The sequence below is a fragment of the Agromyces sp. NDB4Y10 genome (assembly GCF_001620055.1).
GTDB classification, from domain to species: domain Bacteria; phylum Actinomycetota; class Actinomycetes; order Actinomycetales; family Microbacteriaceae; genus Agromyces; species Agromyces indicus.
The window spans coordinates 35,218-52,644 of record NZ_LQGY01000033.1 but is presented as its reverse complement, the minus strand read 5'-3'; the positions used below and the strand labels follow the sequence as shown (position 1 = coordinate 52,644).

Sequence of the window (17,427 nt, the reverse complement as noted above, 5' to 3'; positions counted from 1 at the left end):
CCGGGCGCCGCAGTCGCAGCCGCCCCACCTCGAACGCCGGCAGCGGCACCGCGCGGTGGCGGACCGCCGCCCGGCGCTGCACCTCGCCCCATCGTGCGACCACCTCGGCGTCGCCGAAGCGCGCGGCGGCCGCTCGGGCCGCCTCCCGCAGCCGCGCCCGATCCGCCTCGGGGAGTTCCGCCACGTGCCGGACCGCGTCGGCGAGCGCCCGCACGTCGCCCGGCGCGACGAGGAATCCGTCGACGCCGTGCTCGATGAGGTCGGCCGGTCCGTAGGGGATGTCGTACGCGATCGGCACGCAGCCGCGCGACATCGCCTCGAGCAGTACGAGCGGCGCGCCCTCCGACGTGCTCGTGAGCAGGGTGACGGATGCCTCGGCGAACGCCTCGGCGGCGTCCGTCCGGTGCCCGGCGAACTCGACGACCTCGCCTAGGCCGCGGTCGTGCACCGCGGCGTCGAGACGCGCCCGCTCGGGTCCCGAGCCGAAGATGCGCAGCGTCGCGGGAACACCGTCCTCGCGCGCGAGTGCGACCGCCTCGACCGCGTGGTGCACGCGCTTGCGTCCGGTCAGGCCCGCGACGACGACGACGGACGACGGGTCGCGGGTCGCGTCGTCCGCGGTCGGCTCCGGAGCGGCCGGGTCGATCGGAGCGGGGGTGGCGTTCGGCACGACGGCGAGGTTGCCGCCGTCGCCGAGGAGGGTCACGACATCCGCTCGCTGCCGTTCGGTGAGGAACACCACCGCATCGAACCGCTCTGGACGCGAGAGCGCGTCGCGCCGGGACGCGCGGAGCGGCCCGAGGGGCCGACCCCGCCCCGAAAGGTGCGCGTTGTGCACGACGTGCAGCGTCACGACCTCCGGCAGGTGCACGCGCGCCATGAACCGAGCCGCGGTCTTGCTGTCGACGATCGCGAACGCCGGCCCGTCGCCCGCGACGTCGGCGATCCAGTCGGCGTAGCAGGCCCACGCCGACTCCCACCGGCGCACCGGCCGCTCCTCGCGGTCGAAGGCCGTGATGCGGCGACGCTCGCCGTCGTTCCGCGGCTGCTCGTCGAGCACCGCGAGCGAGCCGTCGGCGCGGCGATGCTCGACGCGGAGGCCGCGCGCGACCTCCCGGGAGACCACGGTGCCGGGTCCGGCGTCGGCCGGGTCGCCCCGCAGCTCCTCGTAGAGGTTGCGGATGCGCAGCCCGGGCACGAGCTCGCCGCGCGCCTCGAGCCGCACGCGCACGGCGGGATAGTCGGTGCGCGCGTCGAAGGTGAGCACGTCGACCTCGGCGCTGGCGAGCCGCACGAACGAGCGCGACCGCCGGAGCATCGCCCCCGTCATGCCGCCGGGTGCATCGGGGATGCTCCACGTCACGGCCAGCTGCCGGCCGTGCGGCAGGAGCTCGCGGTCCTCTCGCGGCGTCATGCGGCGGGCACCAGCCAGTTCCGCAGCATCCGCGTCACCCACGGCAGCACCCAGTACGTCATGATCGGCGTCAGCACGAGGGTCGTCGCGAGCACGCGCAGCGCCAGCGGCACGTCGTCCCAGCCCGGGACGAACGCCATGAGCAGCGCGAACACCAGGTTCACCGGGAAGAAGCCCAGCCAGATGCTCACCGCCTGCTTCCAGCGCGGGGGCGCGGCGGGCAGGGCGGCCGGCTCCGCGGCATCCGTCACCGAGGGCACCGAGCCCGTGGGCGGGTCGTCGAACCAGCCCTCGATGCCCGTGCGTCGCTTCGCCCGCTCATCGCGGACGAAGCCGCGACCCATCTCGAGCCACCACGCGCGCTCGGGGGAGTCCTCCCACGCCGCGAGGGTCTGCTCGTCGGAGAAGCGGTACAGCATGTGCCACACCGTCGAGTCGTCGCCCGCGCGCACCCAGCCCGACCCGAGGAAGCCCGGGTACCGGTTGGCGAGGTTCACGCCGGTCTGCACCCAGACGGTCGCCTCGGCGATGCGGTCGGGATCCACCTCGCGGCGGATCGAGACGGTGATCGGTTCGCTGGCCATGCCACCATCGAACCCCACGCGCGTTGCCGGTGCGTAACGGATGCCGCCGGCCGCCCTCATCCAGCGCCCTCCTGCCGCGCGCCGGCGAGCATCCGGGCCGACGCGCGGATGTCGGCCTCGCGCTGCTCGCGGTTGAGGCGCACGAGGCGCTCGTCGCGCAGCTCGAGCCGGAGCGTCTCCTGCGCGGGGATCCCCGCCCGGAGCTGGCGGGCGCGCTCCACCTCGGAGTCCAGGACCGCGCCGACCAGCACGGCCATGTTGCCGAGCCAGGTCCACAGGAGGAACGCGATGATGCCGCCGAGCACGCCGTAGACGCGGTCGTAGCTGGCGAAGTTCCACACGTACAGGCCGAAGAGCACGGTCGTCAGGATCCAGACGGCGAGCGCGACGCCCGCCCCGACGGAGATCCAGCGACGACGGGGTCGGCGCACGTTCGGGGCGGCCCAGTAGAGCACGGCGAGCATGAGTCCCGCGAGGACCGCGACGAACGGCAGCTTGGCGAGATCCCAGACGAGCACCCAGCCGTCGTCGATGCCGAGCGCCCGGAACATGGCCGTCGCGACGTTGCCGCTCACGACGAGCGCCACCGCGACGAGCGAGCCGAGCACGACGAGCACGGCCGCCGCGCCCAGCATCGCCGGGCGGGACTTCCAGAACGGGCGGCCCTCGGGCACGCCGAGAATCCGGTTCATCCCGCGTCCGAACGTGCCCAGGTACCCGGACACGGTCCAGAGGGTGACCACGAGCCCGGTGGCGAGCGCGAGCCCGGCGCGGGAGGCGTTCAGCAACTGGTCGAGCGGCTCGGTGAGCGCCGACGCGACATCCTCGCCACCGAGGTCGCGCACCGCGGCGAGGGCACCGCCGGCGACCTCGTCGGCGCTGCCGAACACGCCGAGCAGCGCCGCCGCCGCGAGCAGCGCCGGGCACACCGTGAGCACCACGTAGTACGTGAGGGCGGCGGCCAGGTCCCAGCACTGGTGGATGCGGAACTCGTGCACGGTGCGGGTCGCGATGACCTGCCAGTCGGGACGGGTCGCCGTCGTCGTGAGCATGACCCGAGCCTAGGCACGGCCCGACGCCGGCGCAGGGGATTGCCTACCCGAGGTGCGTATGCAGGAATGCGGCGACGCGCTCGCGGAGGGGCGCGTCGAGGATGCCGATGGAGTGGGCCGAGCCGGGGACGAGGGCGACCTCGACCGGCACGGCGGAGGCGCGGAGGGTGGCCGCGAACCGCTCGGCCTGGCCCACGGGGACGACCTCGTCGGCCGCGTGGCCGATGAGCACGGGCGGGTCGCTCGGGTCGACGTGCGCCGTCGCGGACGCCTCGATCGCCTGCGGGCACGCCGCGTCGTCGGCCGTGGGCTCGCAGCCGAGGAACTCGCCGACGATGCCGCGCAGCCACTCGGAGGCGCCGTCGGCCTCGAGCTCGGCGGCACCCAGGCCGACCGGGCCCGACAGCTGTGCGACGGCGGCGACGCGCGACCCGGTGTCGAGCGGCCCGTCGCCGAGCATGCCGAGCAGCGCCGCGAGGTGCCCGCCGGCCGAGCCGCCGAAGACGCCGATGCGGGCCGGGTCGAGGTCGAAGCGCTCGACCTGCGCGGGCTCGCGCAGCCAGGCGACCGCCGCCGCGACGTCGTCGATCTGCGCCGGGTAGCGCGCCTCCGGCACGAGGCGGTAGTTGACGGATGCCGCGACGAAGCCCTCGCTCGCGAGCCACAGGCACACGTTGCGCCAGTCGGCGTTCGCCTTGTCGCCGCGGGCCCAGCTGCCGCCGTGCACCGACACCACGACCGGCTGCGACCCGCCCACGGCGTCGGCGGGCGGACGGCAGACGTCGAGCGTCAGCAGCGTGCCGTCGGCGGCGATGCCGTACTGCAGGTCGGCGTCCACGCGCAGGCCGGCGGGCGGCTCGAACGTGCGGATGCCGATGATCTCGGCGCCCGCGACCTCGCTCGAGGCCTGCTCGGCGGTGGGGTCGAGCTCGCGCACCGGCTGGTGGAACGCCGAGACGGCAGCCGCGATCGAGAGGGCCGCGGCGACGGCGAGGGCGACCCGGACGGACCGGCGGCGCCGGCCTCCGCGACCGCCGGAGATTCGGGTGGGGGTCACGGGGGCTCCGGGTTCAGGGGTGAGGTGATGCTACCTCACGTTCGAACGGATGCCGCCCTCCGGATGCGACCCCGGTCCGTCAGTCGAGCAGCTCGCCCGTCGTCGCGTCGAACGGCACCACGGCGTCCTCGTACGCGGAGTCGAGCATCACCAGCATCCGGAGCGGCCGCACGCCCGTGGCATCCGCCACCGGCGACCGTGAGACGGTCACGATCACGCCCGTCGGCTCGGTGATGCCCGAGTGCTCCTCGGCGGCGTCGATGAGCGCGGGGATGCGGTCCCAGTCGATGTCGCCGACGTCGAACAGCGCGGCCTCGGGATCGTCCGGCTGGATCGGGTCGGGTCCGCCGTGCGAGGTGCGGTCGTAGCGGTACTCGTACGAGTCGATGGTGAGCGCGCCGGGTTCGCTCGGCGCGGACGCGAGCGCGTACTCGCCGTAGAACCCGATGCTCGCGAATCGCGTGCCGCCGGTCTCCGCGACGAGCGCGTCGACGATCTCTCGATGCCGGTCGCCGAGGACCACGCCGGCCGACGACGGGTCGCCCGAGGCGATCGCGCGCGCGTTGCGCCCGATCGCGTCGTAGGCCGGGACCAGCACGACCGCCGCGGTGGCGACGGCCACGCCCGCGAGGAGCACGCGCCGCGTGGTCCGGCGCGGTGCGGTCCCGCGGCGGCCCGCGGACGGCTCGGACGGCTCGATGGGCTCCCACCTCGGCGCCTGCTCGGCGAGCGGAACCGTGCGCTCGGCCCCCGTCCGCAGCTGCTCGGCATCGCGCAGCCGCGCCCAGTCCGCCGGAGGATCGAGTTCGAGGACGACCGCGGGAGCCGCGTCATCCGGCCGCCGCACCACCACGACCTCGCCCGGCTGCACGCGAGGGATCGCCACGACGTCGACGACCTGGCGGTGCGTCGTCGTGTACGCGGCGCGGAACCGCGGAGCCACCGTGAGGAGCAGCTCGACCTGCGGTTGCCCGCTCACCGTGAGGCCGGTCCGGCCGATCCGCTCGACGCGCGCCAGCGCCAGCTCGCCCGTCGGTGGCGCAGCGCCGGTGCCGGCGGCGCGCCCGACGGCGCCCACCGACCGCAGGAAGGCGAACACGGCGGCGACGATGGCGATCGGGAGGGCCAGGCTCCACGCGATGATGTAGCCGGGTCGCCCGTCGCGATCGCGCCGATCGCACCCCCGAGCGTCACGCCGAAGGCGACGGCCGAGATCAACGCGAGCACGCGAAGAAGGCTACTCGCCGACCGCCACCGGGACCTCGCCCGTGCGCGGCCCGCTCGCGAATCCGACGAGCGACTTCGACATGCAGACGCTGAACCGCTCGCCGACGTACTGCCCGAACTGCGGGATCCGGCGGTAGCCGTGCTTCGCGTACAGCGCCAGCGCCGCGTGGTGCAGCGGGCCGGTCTCGAGGAGGATCTCGTGGATCCCCCGACCCGCGGCATCCGTCTCGATTCGCTCGATGAGCGCGCTGCCCACCCCGAGGCCGCGCGCGTCGTCGTGGACGAACATGCGCTTCAGCTCGCCGCGAGCCGGGCCGAGTTCGTCGGACTCCACCAGGGCGGCCATGCCGAGGGCCACGCCGTCGATGCCGCGCGCCACGTACACGGTCGTGCCCGGTGCCTCGAGCTCCTCGACCTCGAGGAGGAAGTTCGACTCCGGCGGGTACAGGGACTGCGCGTGGGCGGTACTGCCGGCGAGCAGGCGATCGATGCCCGGCTCGCGGGGCGACTCGATGGAGATCGACAGCGGTGTGGTCACGGCGAGAGCGTACGCGATCCGCGTTACCGGGTCGTTACGTTCCGTCATCGCGCGTGGGCTGCCGGGCGGATTCACAGGAGCACCTCCGGTACCCTTGGGAGGTCGGTTCTGGACACCGCGCCATGCGCGGATGGGTTTGTGAGTCCTGAGGGCCGGTTCCGCTGCACTCCGCGGCGGATAGTCACATGTATGTGAACGGCCCCGGTCGACGACTGCCCGGGTTCTCAGTCAGGTCGCGCCAGCGTGCCCGGCTGCCATGTACACGAGTACAACCCAGGAAGCAGCCATGCCCAAGAACAAGAAGCCCGCCGGCGGACGCCCCGCCCGCAACTTCGACCCCTCGTACGCGAAGGGCGGCCGCTCGGGCGGCTCGGCCCAGCGCAAGCCCGGCTCGCGCAGCCCCAGCCACCGCGGCTACCGTCCCGAGGAGGCCGAGGCGCCGCGCAAGGCGCGCTGGAGCCGTGAGGAGCGCGTCGAGTCCGGCCGCACGCCGCACCGCGCCGAGCGACCCGGCCGCGACGAGCGTCGTCGCGACGACCGTCCCATCGCCGGTCGAGGCGCACCTCGCAGCGGCGCGTCGCGAGACCGCGACGACCGCGCGCGCCGATTCGACCGCGACGACCGCGCCCCGCGCCGGTTCGACCGCGACGACCGCACCGCCGGTGGTCGAGTAGCACCGCGGAGCGGCGCGTATCGAGACCGCGACGACCGCGCCCCGCGCCGGTTCGACCGCGACGACCGCGCCCCCGGTGGTCGAGTAGCACCGCGGAGCGGCGCGTATCGAGACCGCGACGACCGCGCCCCCCGCCGGTTCGACCGCGACGACCGCTCCGCCGGTGGTCGAGTAGCACCGCGGAGCGGCGCGTATCGAGACCGCGACGACCGCGCCCCCCGTCGCGACCGCGAGTTCGACCGTCCCGGCTTCCGCGACTCCGAGCGCCGGCCCTCCTCCTTCTACCCGGCGCCCGAGCGCGCCGAGCGCTTCGCTCCGGCCGACGACGTCGTGCTCGAGCGCCTCGAGGCCGAAGCCATCCAGGCCGAGCAGGTCGACGGCATCGGCTTCGCCGACCTCGGCCTCGGCGGCAACATCGTCCGCACCCTGAAGGAGCTCGGCGCCGAGACGCCGTTCCCGATCCAGGCCGCGACCATCCCGGTCGTGCTCGAGGGTCGCGACGTGCTCGGCCGCGGCCGCACCGGGTCGGGCAAGACCATCGCGTTCGGTGCGCCGACCGTGGAGCGCCTCATGACGCTCTGGGCCGAGAACGGCGGCCGCGCCGGCGGCAAGCGCCAGTTCGGTCGCAAGCCCCGCGCGCTGATCCTCGCGCCGACGCGCGAGCTCGCCCTGCAGATCGATCGCACCGTGCAGCCCATCGCGCAGAGCGTCGGCCTGTTCACGACGCAGATCTACGGCGGCGTGCCCCAGGGCCGCCAGGTCGGCGCGCTCCAGCGCGGCGTCGACATCGTCATCGGCACCCCCGGTCGTGTCGAGGACCTCATCGAGCAGGGCCGCCTCGACCTCAGCGAGGTGGCGATCACGATCCTCGACGAGGCCGACCACATGTGCGACCTCGGCTTCCTCGAGCCGGTGCAGCGGATCCTCCGCCGCACCGCGCCGGACGGCCAGAAGCTCCTGTTCTCGGCGACGCTCGACTCGGGCGTGGCGACGCTCGTCGACGAGTTCCTCGTCGACCCGGCCGTGCACGAGGTCGCCGGTGAGGACCAGGCCTCGGGAACGATCGAGCACCGCGTGTTCGTGATCGACAATCGCGACAAGCGCGACATCGTCGCCCAGCTCGCCGACCGCGAGGGCAAGACCCTGGTCTTCTCGCGGACGCGTGCGTTCGCGGAGGACCTCACGGACCACCTCGCCGACGCCGGCATCCTGGCGGTGGCGCTGCACGGCGACCTGAACCAGTCGCGCCGCACGCGCAACCTGCAGCAGCTCACGAGCGGTCGGGTCGACGTGCTCGTCGCGACGGATGTCGCCGCCCGCGGCATCCACGTCGACGACATCGACCTCGTCATCCAGGCCGACGCGCCCGACGAGTACAAGACGTACCTGCACCGCTCGGGCCGTACCGGCCGCGCCGGTCGCGAGGGTCGCGTCGTGACCCTCGTGCCGCGCAACCGCCAGCGCCGCCTGGCCGACCTGCTCGGCCGCGCCGAGATCGAGGTCGACTTCGAGGACGTGCGCCTCGGCGACGAGGTGCTCAGCGCCCTCTGACCCGTTCGTTTCTCAGGACGGCGCGCCGCACCACGGTGCGAACCCCCGCGTGTCGTCCTGAGAAACGCGGTGCACCGACCGGAGGCTCCTGAGAACGGGAGTGCGGGGTCGGGGGAGCGGGTCGGCGGCGCCCGACTGGCGGATGCGGCATCCGTTCGGCATACTTACTGACTGAACGGTCGGTTGTGAAAGCGCAGCCGAGAGCGGATGCCGCGCTCGCCCTGCGCCGGCGACGGACATCCCCGACAACGTGGTCAGGAGTGGGCATGGCGGACGCGTACCTCGTCGGCGGAGTGCGGACCCCGGTGGGTCGCTACGGGGGTGCGCTCGCGAGCGTGCGACCCGACGACCTCGCGAGCCTCGTCGTGGGCGAGGCGGTGCGGCGGGCCGGGCTCGAGCAGGCCGCCATCGAGGCGGGTGCGATCGACGAGATCATCCTCGGCGCCGCCAACCAGGCCGGCGAGGACAACCGCAACGTCGCCCGCATGTCGGTGCTGCTCGCGGGCCTGCCCGACTCGGTGCCGGGCATCACCGTCAACCGCCTCTGCGCGTCGGGCATGTCGGCGATCACGATGGCGGCGCAGGCGATCCGCGCGGGCGACGCCGACCTCATCGTCGCCGGCGGCGTCGAGTCGATGACCCGCGCGCCCTGGGTGCAGGCCAAGCCCGCCAAGCCGTGGGCGAAGCCCGGCGACGCGTACGACACGTCGATCGGCTGGCGCTTCCCCAATCCGACCCTCCTCGCGCGCGACAAGGCCACCTACTCGATGCCCGAGACGGCCGAGGAGGTCGCCCGCGTCGACGGCATCACGCGCGAGGACGCCGACGCGTTCGCACTCCGCAGCCAGCAGCGCGCGGCGGCCGCGATCGACGCGGGCCGCTTCGAGGCCGAGATCGTGGGCGTGCCGACCGGGCACGGCGAGGTGCTCGTCGACGAGGGCCCGCGCCGCGACACGTCGCTCGAGGCGCTCGCCGGGCTGCGGCCGGTCGTGCGGGGCGGCTCGGTCGTCACCGCGGGCAACTCGAGCTCGCTCAACGATGGCGCGTCCGCGATCGTCGTCGCGAGCGAGGCCGCCGTCGAGAAGTACGGGCTCGAGCCGCGCGCCCGCGTGGTCGTGGGCGCCTCCGCGGGCCTCGCGCCCGAGATCATGGGCCTCGGACCGGTGCCGGCCACCGAGAAGGCGCTGGCTCGCGCAGGCTTGGGCGTCGGCGACCTCGGCTCGATCGAGCTCAACGAGGCGTTCGCGACGCAGTCGCTCGCGAGCATGCGCCGGCTCGGGCTCGACCCCGAGATCGTCAACGCCGACGGCGGCGCGATCGCGCTGGGCCACCCGCTCGGCTCGTCCGGTGCCCGGCTCGTCGTGACGCTGCTCGGGCGCATGGAGCGCGAGGGCTCGCGCTACGGGCTCGCCACGATGTGCGTCGGCGTCGGGCAGGGCTCGGCGCTCATCGTCGAGGGCGTGCGATGAACACGCCGGATGTCGCGGTGGGACCCGAGACGCCGGAGCCGCTCCTCGTCGAGCGTCGCGACGACCGCGTCGTGGCGACGCTGAACCGTCCAGACAAGCGCAACGCGATCGACCAGGCCACGATCGGCGCCCTGCATGCGCTCTGCGCGGAGCTCGAGGCCGACCCGCGCATCCTCATCGTCACCGGTGCGGACGGCGTCTTCGCGTCGGGCGCCGACATCGCTCAGCTGCGCGAGCGACGCGCCGCCGACGCGCTCGCGGGCATCAACGCGAACGCCTTCGTGCGCATCAACGAGCTGCCGATGCCCGTCATCGCGGCGGTCGACGGCTGGGCGCTCGGCGGCGGCGCCGAGCTCGCGTACGCCGCCGACATCCGCATCGCGACGCCGGACGCGCGCTTCGGCAACCCCGAGACGGGCCTCGGCATCATCCCCGCCGCCGGGGCGACCTGGCGCCTGAAGGAGATCGTCGGCGAGGCCCGCGCGGCCGAGCTGCTGCTCACGGGCCGCATCGTCGACGCCGCCGAGGCGCTCTCGATCGGCCTCGTGACCGGGGTGCACCCGACCGGCGACCTGCTCGCCGAGGCGCACGCGCTCGCCGACCGCATCGCGAAGAACGACCGCGCCGCGACCATCGCGACCAAGCGCGTCCTGCGCGCACCGCGCTCGGATCACCCGCGCGTCGACCTCGAGGTGCAGGCCGAGCTCTTCGAGAGCCCGGAGAAGCACCGTCGCATGACCGAGTTCCTGGAGAGGCGGAAGAGATGAGCGGATCCAGTGCACCCGAACGCGTCGGCGTGCTCGGCGGCGGCCGCATGGGCGCGGGCATCGCGCACGCGTTCCTGCTCGCCGGCTCCCACGTGACCGTCGTCGAGCGCGACGACGCGGCGGCCGAGGGGGCGCGCGGGCGCGTGCTCGACTCGGTCGCGGCATCCGTCGCCCGCGGCACCACCGACGAGACCGCCGAGGCGCTCGGCGGGCGCCTCGCCGTGGCGACCGAGGTCGACGGGTTCGCCGATGCCGGGCTCGTCGTCGAGGCCGTCCCCGAGGACCTCGACCTCAAGGTCGACGCGCTCACCCGCGCCGAGGGCGTGCTGGCAGCGGATGCCGCGCTCGCGAGCAACACGTCGTCGATCTCGATCGACGAGCTCGCGGGGCGCCTCGACCGGCCCGCGCGGTTCCTCGGCATGCACTTCTTCAACCCCGTGCCCGCGTCGACGCTCGTCGAGGTGGTGCGCGGCACCGGCACCGACGGCGCGCTCGTCGAGGAGGCCCGCGGCTGGGTGCAGGCGATCGGCAAGACGCCGATCATCGTGCACGACGCCCCCGGCTTCGCCTCCAGCAGGCTCGGCGTCGCGCTGGGGCTCGAGGCGATCCGCATGCTCGAGGAGGGCGTCGCCTCCGCCGAGGACATCGACGCCGCCATGGCGCTCGGCTACAAGCACCCGGTCGGCCCCCTGAAGCTGACCGACCTCGTCGGCCTCGACGTGCGGCTCGGCATCGCCGAGTACCTTGCGGGCGAGCTCGGCGAGCGATTCGAACCGCCCGCTCTGCTGCGCCGCATGGTCGCCGAGGGCAAGCTCGGTCGCAAGACCGGCGAGGGCTTCTACCTGTGGGACGCGCAGTGATGCGGGTCCCGACCACCGAGGAGAACCAGATGACCGAGATCCTGCCCAGCTACGTCCGCGACGCATGGTGGACGCCCGGCGACGAGGCCGCGGCATCCGCTGCCGAGGTGCGCGACGCGTCGACCGGCGAGGTCGTCGCCCGGGTCTCGACCGAGGGCCTCGACCTGGCCGCGGTGCTCGAGCACGCCCGCACGGTCGGCCAGAAGCGCCTCGGCGAGCTGACCTTCCACCAGCGCGCGGTGCTGCTCAAGCAGATGGCGCTCGTGCTCACCGAGCGCAAGGCCGAACTCTACGAGCTGTCGGCGCGCACGGGCGCGACCCAGCGGGACTCGTGGGTCGACATCGACGGCGGCATCGGCGTGCTCTTCACCTACTCGTCGAAGGGTCGCCGCGAGATGCCGAACGGCAAGGTCCTCGTCGACGGTCCGGTCGAGCCGCTCTCGAAGGACGGCTCGTTCATCGGCCGCCACGTCTACACCCGGCTTCCCGGCGTCGCCGTGCAGATCAACGCCTTCAACTTCCCCGTCTGGGGTTCGCTCGAGAAGTTCGCCCCGGCGTTCCTCGCGGGCGTCCCGACCGTCGTGAAGCCCGCGACGCCCACCGGCTACCTGACCGAGGCCTACGTCCGCATCCTCGTCGAGTCCGGGCTGCTGCCCGCCGGCTCGCTGCAGCTCGTGTCGGGCAGCGTGCCCGACCTGTTCGAGCACCTGCGCCTCGGCGACCACGTCGCGTTCACCGGCTCGGCGTCCACCGCCGAGCGGCTCCGCGCGCACGACTCGGTGCAGACCGGCGGGGTGCGGTTCTCGAGCGAGACCGACTCGATCAATGCGTCGGTGCTGGGTACGGATGCCACGCCCGAGACGCCCGAGTTCGACGCCTACGTCAAGCAGCTCGTCACCGAGATGACCTCGAAGGCCGGGCAGAAGTGCACCGCCATCCGCCGGGCGATCGTGCCCGCGGCATCCGTCGACGCGCTCGTTGACGCGGTGCGCGAGCGGCTCGCCGAGCGCGTGGTCGTGGGCGACCCGCGCCAGGAGGGCACGACCATGGGTCCGCTCGCCTCGACCGGCCAGCGCGACGAGGTGCTGCGCCAAGTGCGCAAGCTGCAGGATGCCGGCGGCGAACTCGTCATCGGCACCACCGAGGCACCGGCGGGCGTCGCGGCCGAGGGGGCGTTCGTCGAGCCGATGCTGCTGAAGTTCGCGGATGCCACGGCGCCGGCGGTGCACGAGGTCGAGGCGTTCGGCCCCGTGGCCTCCGTCATCGCCTACGACTCGATCGACCAGGCCGTCGACCTCGTGGCGCGCGGAGGCGGCTCGCTCGTGACCAGCGTGGCCACCCACGACCCGGAGGTCGCAGTCGCCCTCGCGACGGGCATCGCGCCCATGAACGGCCGCCTGCTGTTCCTCGACCGCGACGACGCGCGCTCATCCACGGGCCACGGGTCGCCGGTTCCGCACCTCGTGCACGGCGGACCGGGTCGCGCGGGCGGCAGCGAGGAGCTCGGCGGCATCCGCGCGGTCAAGCACTACATGCAGCGCACCGCGGTGCAGGGTTCGCCCGCCATGCTCACCGCGCTCACGGGCGTCTGGCACTCGGGCGCCGAGGCGCGCCCGTACCTGGCCGCGGGGGAGCCGCACCCCTTCCGCAAGTCGCTCGCCGACCTGCGCATCGGCGACCAGGTCGCGTCGGAGCCGCGGACCGTGACCCTCGAGGACATCGAGACCTTCGCGGACTTCACGGGCGACACGTTCTACGCGCACATGGACGAGGAGGCCGCGGCCGCGAACCCGTTCTTCCCCGGCCGGGTCGCGCACGGGTACCTGCTCGTGTCGTGGGCCGCAGGCCTGTTCGTGGATGCCGCGCCCGGCCCCGTGCTCGCCAACTACGGCCTCGAGAACCTGCGGTTCATCACGCCCGTCTCGCCCGGCGACTCGATCCGCGTGGAGCTCACCGCCAAGGAGATCTCGCCGCGCGAGACCGACGAGTACGGCGAGGTGCGCTGGGATGCGGTGCTGAAGAACCAGGACGACGAGATCGTCGCGACCTACGACGTGCTCACGCTCGTCGCCAAGGAGCCGACGCCGGTGCCGCAGCCGGCGTAGGCGCGCGCGGTCAGCCGCGAAGGGCGAGCGCGAACGGCAGGACCCCGGTCGCGCCCGCCTGCCGGAGCGCCCGGGCGGCGACGGTGAGGGTCCAGCGGCTGTCGGCGAGGTCGTCGACGAGCAGCACCGGACCCGCGGGCACCTCGAGTCCGTCGGCGGAGAAGCGGTTCCAGACGCCCGCGAGGCGGAAGGCGCTGTTGCCGCCGGGCGCGCCGGAGGGCCCGCCGTCCGCGGGGGCGAGCGCGCCGAGGTACGGCAGGCGCCCGACCTCGGCGAGCCCGCGGGCGAGCGAGTCGACGAGCTGCGGCCGCGAGCGTGACGGCACGGATGCCACGGCGACGGGCCGCTCGGCCCAGCCCCAGTCGGCGAGCACGCGCACGCACGCCGCCATGACCTGCGGCGGGACCGGTCGGTCGCCGGCTCCCGCCGCGAACAGCTCGCGGAGCGTGCCGCCCCAGCCGAGGTCGGTGAGCCGCGCGAGGGCGCGTCCCTCGGCGGCCTGCTCGCCCGGCGCGATGCGCCCCTTCACGGGGACGCCGAGGCGATCGGCACCGGTCGGCCACGCCCGGCGCGGCTCGATGGGCACGCCGACGCGGTCGAGCGCGGCGGCCGCCGCCTCGGCGGCTCCCGAGTCGAGGCCGCCCGGGTACCACGCACCGGCGCAGTTGTCGCAGCGGCCGCAGGGCTTCGCGGTGTCGTCGTCGAGGGAGCGCTGCAGGAACTCCATGCGGCATCCGTCGGTCGTCTCGTACTCGATCATGTGCTGCTGCTCGGCCTCGCGCTCGGCGGCGATGCGCGCGTAGCGGCCGGCGTCGTACGACCACGGCTCACCCGTGGCGACCCAGCCGCCCTGCACGCGCCGGACGGCGCCGTCGACGTCGAGCACCTTGAGGAGCAGCTCGAGCGGGGTGCGCCGGATGTCGACCCGCGCCTCGAGCGCCGGCGTGGAGAGCGGCACGTCGGAGAGCTCGTCGATGACGCGCCGCGCGCGGTCTTCATCCGGCATCGACGCGGTCGCGAAGTAGTGCCAGATGGCGCGGTCCTCGGGGCCGGGGAGGAGCAGCACGTCGGCGTTCTCGCTCGCGCGGCCGGCGCGGCCGACCTGCTGGTAGTAGGCGACGGGGGACGACGGCGCCCCGAGGTGCACCACGAACCCGAGGTCGGGCTTGTCGAAGCCCATGCCGAGCGCGCTCGTCGCGACGAGCGCCTTCACCTCGTTGCGCTTCAGCATCGCCTCGGACTCCTCGCGTTCCTCCGGGTCGGTCTGGCCGGTGTAGGCGCGCACGTCGTGGCCGCGCTCGCGCAGGAGCCGGGCGGTGTCGTTCGCCGCCGAGACCGTGAGCGCGTAGATGATGCCCGAGCCCGGAAGGTCATCGAGATGGCTGAGCAGCCAGGCGAGCCGCGTCGGCGCGTCGGGCAGGCGCAGCACGCCGAGCCGGAGCGAGGTGCGGGCGAGCGGGCCGCGGATGGTCAGGACGTCGGCGCCCGACCCGAGCTGCTCCGCGACATCCGCCACCACCCGGCTGTTCGCCGTGGCGGTGGTCGCGAGCACCGGAACCCCAGCCGGTATCTCGGCGATCAGGTCGCGCAGCCGCCGGTAGTCGGGGCGGAAGTCGTGCCCCCAGTCGCTGATGCAGTGCGCCTCGTCGACCACGAGCATGCCGATGCGCCGCACGAGCGACGGCAGCTGCTGCTCGCGGAACGCCGGGTTGTTCAGGCGCTCGGGGGAGACGAGGAGCACGTCGACGGCGTCGTCGGCGAGCCGCTGCCGCACGTCGGCCCACTCGTGCGGGTTGGTCGAGTTGATCGCGACGGCGCGGACGCCGGCGCGTTCGGCGGCGGCGATCTGGTCGCGCATCAGCGCGAGCAGCGGGGAGACGAGCACGGTCGGCCCGCCGCCGCGACGGCGCAGCAGCAGCGTCGCGACGAAGTACACCGCCGACTTGCCCCAGCCCGTGCGCTGCACCACGAGCGCCCGTCGCCGCCCGTCGACGAGCGCCTCGATGGCCTCGTACTGGCCGTCGTGGAAGTCGGCATCTGGGCGACCGACGAGGTCGCGAAGCGCGGCGAGCGCCTCGGCGCGGGTGGCGGAGGGCGCATCGACGGAGGTCATGGCTCCACTCTGGCGGATGCCGCCGACAGCCGCGCGGGCGGTCCGACCGGATCAGCCCGGCCCGGTTTCGCGATGCGCAACCCCCTGAGCGCGTCCGGAAGCCGCGAGTAGAATGCATCCGCATGCGCCCCCCGGACCCTGGGGCACACGGACGATACGTTCGAGGAGGCGCGACATGGCGCAGCGGATCACCTACGCCGGCGGCGAGTTCGTCGTCGCCGACATCGTCGCCGACGCGCTCCTCGACTACGCCCTCACGCTCGCGCGTCGCGCGCGGGTCGACGTCGTGCACGTGCGGACCCGCCGCATCGACGGTTCGGTCGGCCGCATGCGGCTCCTCATCGGCGATGGGATGCCGCTGGCCAGCGAGGCGAAGTGGGAGGAGTCGACGGCCATCGACTCCCACCCCGACGACGAGGCGGCCGCCGCGCTCATCCGGCACCGAGCGGCGGCGTTCGGACGGAGCCCGACGATCCGGTTGGACGGCGAGGGGAACGGGCACTCCGACCTGCTGAGCGCCTACGACGAGTTCTGATCGACGCTCCCGGCGCGCGGCTCAGAAGATGAGTTCCCGGTGCACGACCCGCTCGGCGACGACGCCGAGCGGCAGGCTGTGGCTCCGGGCGTGGGTGCGCAGGAGCCCGAACGCCTCCTCGGGGGAGATGTCGTGGGTGTGCGCGAGCACGCCCTTCGCCTGCTCGATGGTCACGCGCGAGTTCAGGGCGAGCTGCAGCTGTCGACGCGTCAGGTCGCTCGCGCGCAGGGCGCGTTCGTGCAGGATGCCGATGGTCGCGACGTCGGCGAGCGCCTGTGCCGTCCGGAGGTCGAGGCGGTTGAGCTCGCCCGGTTCGGTGCGGAGCAGGTTGAGCGAGCCGATGGTCTCCTCGCGCAGCCGCATCGGGATGCCGTAGGCCGACGCGAACCCGCTGTGCAGCGCCGCCGCCTTGAACCCGCGCCAGCGTTCCGGCGCCGAGGCGATGTCGGGCACGTGCACCACCGACGTGGTCCGGAACGCCTCGATGCAGGGGCCGTCCTCGGCGGCGAGCTGGATGGTCTCGACGAGCTCGCTGTCCTCGCCGGTCGAGGCCATCACCTCGAGGTTGCCGTCGGCGTCGGCGAGCAGCAGGCCGACGGCCGAGACGTCGAGCAGCTCCTGGCAGCTCTCGACGAGCATCTGCAGGAGTTCGACGGTGTCGTAGTCGTCGACGAGGGTGTCCGCGAGGGTCGCGAAGACCTCGAGAAGTCGTTCCTGGCGCGAGGTCTTCGTCATGATTCCTCCTCGATCCGGCCGTCATCCGTCGTGAACGACAGGCGGCGATCGATGATGTCGTGGGCGATCTCGTTCATCGTGCGGCCCTGGGCGAGCGCCTGGCCCTGGATGAGCAGGTACGCGTCCTCCGGCGAGAGCCCGAGCTGGGCGATCACGAACCCGGTCGCCTGGTGGACGACCCGGCGCGCGTGGCGGTGCTCGGACGGGTCCGGCTCGCCGGCCAGCCGCAGCGCCCGCCGCATGACGTACCGGCTGATCAGCGTGGCCATGGCCGCGGCGCGACGCGCGTCCTCGTCGCTCAGCTCGGCCGGCCCCTCGTGGTAGAGGTCGAGCGCGCCGATGCGCAGCGTGCCGATCGACAGCGGGAAGGCGAAGATCGCCCCCACGGGCTCGCGCTGGATCGCCTCGATGAACGCGGGCCACCGGTGCCGGGGGCGGGTCTGGATCTCGGGCTCGAAGATCGGGCGGCCCGCCGCCACGACATCCCAGCACGGCCCTTCGCCGAGGTCGAACTGCAGTTCGTCGACGCGCGCGGCGATCGGGTCGGTCGACGAGATCGTCTCCTTCTCGAGGATGCCCCCGAGCGTCGAGACGGAGGCGCCCGTGACCGGGACGGCGCGGAGCACGGTCGAGGCCAGGTCCGCCTCGGCGGCGCGGCGGTCCGCGAGCCCGTGCATGGCCGAGTCGAACGCGTCGTCCACCCGATCACCCCTTCGGGCGCGTGGTGCGCCTCCGTCCCACGGTACT

Annotated in this window: 15 protein-coding genes; 6 read left to right on the top strand and 9 right to left on the bottom strand. The window is 73.8% G+C overall.

Features of this window, described 5'->3' with window-relative positions:
- The 6 genes from AVP42_RS08775 to AVP42_RS08750 all read right to left on the bottom strand — a co-directional run.
- Nucleotides 1-1,414 (bottom strand): glycosyltransferase (locus AVP42_RS08775; protein WP_067948141.1); only part of this gene is annotated, 1,414 nt, incomplete at its 3' end.
- Nucleotides 1,411-1,998: an antibiotic biosynthesis monooxygenase gene (locus AVP42_RS08770; RefSeq protein WP_067948140.1), complete on the bottom strand. Its 588-nt coding sequence runs from the start codon at nt 1,996-1,998 to the stop codon at nt 1,411-1,413. The genes AVP42_RS08775 and AVP42_RS08770, both read right to left, overlap by 4 nt.
- Before the next feature lie 56 nt (nt 1,999-2,054).
- A complete protein-coding gene (locus AVP42_RS08765) occupies nt 2,055-3,050 on the bottom strand; it encodes a YihY/virulence factor BrkB family protein (protein WP_067948137.1) in 996 nt (331 codons plus the stop codon).
- 43 nt (nt 3,051-3,093) lie between these two features.
- Complete coding sequence (locus AVP42_RS08760) at nt 3,094-4,107, bottom strand: alpha/beta hydrolase (RefSeq protein WP_067948136.1); 1,014 nt, start codon at nt 4,105-4,107, stop codon at nt 3,094-3,096.
- 79 nt (nt 4,108-4,186) lie between these two features.
- Nucleotides 4,187-5,206 carry a hypothetical protein gene (locus AVP42_RS08755; protein WP_067948134.1) on the bottom strand — a complete coding sequence of 340 codons (1,020 nt, stop codon included), beginning with the start codon at nt 5,204-5,206 and terminating at the stop codon, nt 4,187-4,189.
- Nucleotides 5,207-5,344: 138 nt separating this feature from the next.
- A complete protein-coding gene (locus tag AVP42_RS08750) occupies nt 5,345-5,872 on the bottom strand; it encodes a GNAT family N-acetyltransferase (protein WP_231878590.1) in 528 nt (175 codons plus the stop codon).
- A 286-nt stretch (nt 5,873-6,158) separates the two neighbouring features.
- On the opposite strand from AVP42_RS08750, the gene AVP42_RS08745 reads away from it, so the two are divergent.
- The 5 genes from AVP42_RS08745 to paaZ all read left to right on the top strand — a co-directional run bounded on the left by AVP42_RS08745 (nt 6,159) and on the right by paaZ (nt 13,297).
- Nucleotides 6,159-8,096: a DEAD/DEAH box helicase gene (locus AVP42_RS08745; RefSeq protein ID WP_067948130.1), complete on the top strand. Its 1,938-nt coding sequence runs from the start codon at nt 6,159-6,161 to the stop codon at nt 8,094-8,096.
- 266 nt (nt 8,097-8,362) lie between these two features.
- On the top strand, nt 8,363-9,565 hold the full coding sequence (locus tag AVP42_RS08740; protein WP_067948128.1) for an acetyl-CoA C-acyltransferase: 1,203 nt from the start codon (nt 8,363-8,365) through the stop codon (nt 9,563-9,565).
- Nucleotides 9,562-10,332 carry an enoyl-CoA hydratase/isomerase family protein gene (locus tag AVP42_RS08735; protein ID WP_067948126.1) on the top strand — a complete coding sequence of 257 codons (771 nt, stop codon included), beginning with the start codon at nt 9,562-9,564 and terminating at the stop codon, nt 10,330-10,332. Before AVP42_RS08740 ends, AVP42_RS08735 begins: the two co-directional genes overlap by 4 nt.
- Entirely contained in the window at nt 10,329-11,192 is an 864-nt protein-coding gene (locus AVP42_RS08730) for a 3-hydroxyacyl-CoA dehydrogenase family protein (RefSeq protein WP_067948124.1), read from the top strand. Before AVP42_RS08735 ends, AVP42_RS08730 begins: the two co-directional genes overlap by 4 nt.
- Before the next feature lie 29 nt (nt 11,193-11,221).
- A complete protein-coding gene (gene paaZ / locus AVP42_RS08725) occupies nt 11,222-13,297 on the top strand; it encodes a phenylacetic acid degradation bifunctional protein PaaZ (RefSeq protein WP_082847122.1) in 2,076 nt (691 codons plus the stop codon).
- Between the two features lie 10 nt (nt 13,298-13,307).
- Here the strand turns inward: paaZ and AVP42_RS08720 are convergent, their stop codons facing one another.
- Nucleotides 13,308-15,410, bottom strand: a complete 2,103-nt coding sequence (locus AVP42_RS08720; RefSeq protein WP_067948120.1) for a RecQ family ATP-dependent DNA helicase — start codon at nt 15,408-15,410, stop codon at nt 13,308-13,310.
- A 175-nt stretch (nt 15,411-15,585) separates the two neighbouring features.
- On the opposite strand from AVP42_RS08720, the gene AVP42_RS08715 reads away from it, so the two are divergent.
- Nucleotides 15,586-15,945 carry a hypothetical protein gene (locus AVP42_RS08715; RefSeq protein ID WP_067948118.1) on the top strand — a complete coding sequence of 120 codons (360 nt, stop codon included), beginning with the start codon at nt 15,586-15,588 and terminating at the stop codon, nt 15,943-15,945.
- 21 nt (nt 15,946-15,966) lie between these two features.
- Here the strand turns inward: AVP42_RS08715 and AVP42_RS08710 are convergent, their stop codons facing one another.
- Both AVP42_RS08710 and AVP42_RS08705 read right to left on the bottom strand, forming a co-directional pair.
- Nucleotides 15,967-16,680, bottom strand: coding sequence for a GAF and ANTAR domain-containing protein (locus AVP42_RS08710; protein ID WP_067948116.1), 714 nt, complete (start codon nt 16,678-16,680; stop codon nt 15,967-15,969).
- On the bottom strand, nt 16,677-17,381 hold the full coding sequence (locus AVP42_RS08705) for a GAF and ANTAR domain-containing protein (RefSeq protein WP_067948114.1): 705 nt from the start codon (nt 17,379-17,381) through the stop codon (nt 16,677-16,679). The genes AVP42_RS08710 and AVP42_RS08705 overlap by 4 nt, the downstream gene beginning before the upstream one ends.
- Nucleotides 17,382-17,427 lie beyond the last annotated feature (46 nt).

What these genes read in the sequence shown, in the direction of transcription:
- AVP42_RS08745 (WP_067948130.1), top strand. Translation starts at nt 6,159, where the DNA reads ATGCCCAAGAACAAGAAGCCCGCCGGCGGACGCCCCGCCCGCAACTTC.
- AVP42_RS08770 (WP_067948140.1), bottom strand. Translation starts at nt 1,998, where the DNA reads ATGGCCAGCGAACCGATCACCGTCTCGATCCGCCGCGAGGTGGATCCC.
- AVP42_RS08740 (WP_067948128.1), top strand. Translation starts at nt 8,363, where the DNA reads ATGGCGGACGCGTACCTCGTCGGCGGAGTGCGGACCCCGGTGGGTCGC.
- paaZ (WP_082847122.1), top strand. Translation starts at nt 11,222, where the DNA reads ATGACCGAGATCCTGCCCAGCTACGTCCGCGACGCATGGTGGACGCCC.
- AVP42_RS08710 (WP_067948116.1), bottom strand. Translation starts at nt 16,680, where the DNA reads ATGACGAAGACCTCGCGCCAGGAACGACTTCTCGAGGTCTTCGCGACC.
- AVP42_RS08730 (WP_067948124.1), top strand. Translation starts at nt 10,329, where the DNA reads ATGAGCGGATCCAGTGCACCCGAACGCGTCGGCGTGCTCGGCGGCGGC.
- AVP42_RS08735 (WP_067948126.1), top strand. Translation starts at nt 9,562, where the DNA reads ATGAACACGCCGGATGTCGCGGTGGGACCCGAGACGCCGGAGCCGCTC.
- AVP42_RS08715 (WP_067948118.1), top strand. Translation starts at nt 15,586, where the DNA reads ATGGCGCAGCGGATCACCTACGCCGGCGGCGAGTTCGTCGTCGCCGAC.
- AVP42_RS08765 (WP_067948137.1), bottom strand. Translation starts at nt 3,050, where the DNA reads ATGCTCACGACGACGGCGACCCGTCCCGACTGGCAGGTCATCGCGACC.
- AVP42_RS08720 (WP_067948120.1), bottom strand. Translation starts at nt 15,410, where the DNA reads ATGACCTCCGTCGATGCGCCCTCCGCCACCCGCGCCGAGGCGCTCGCC.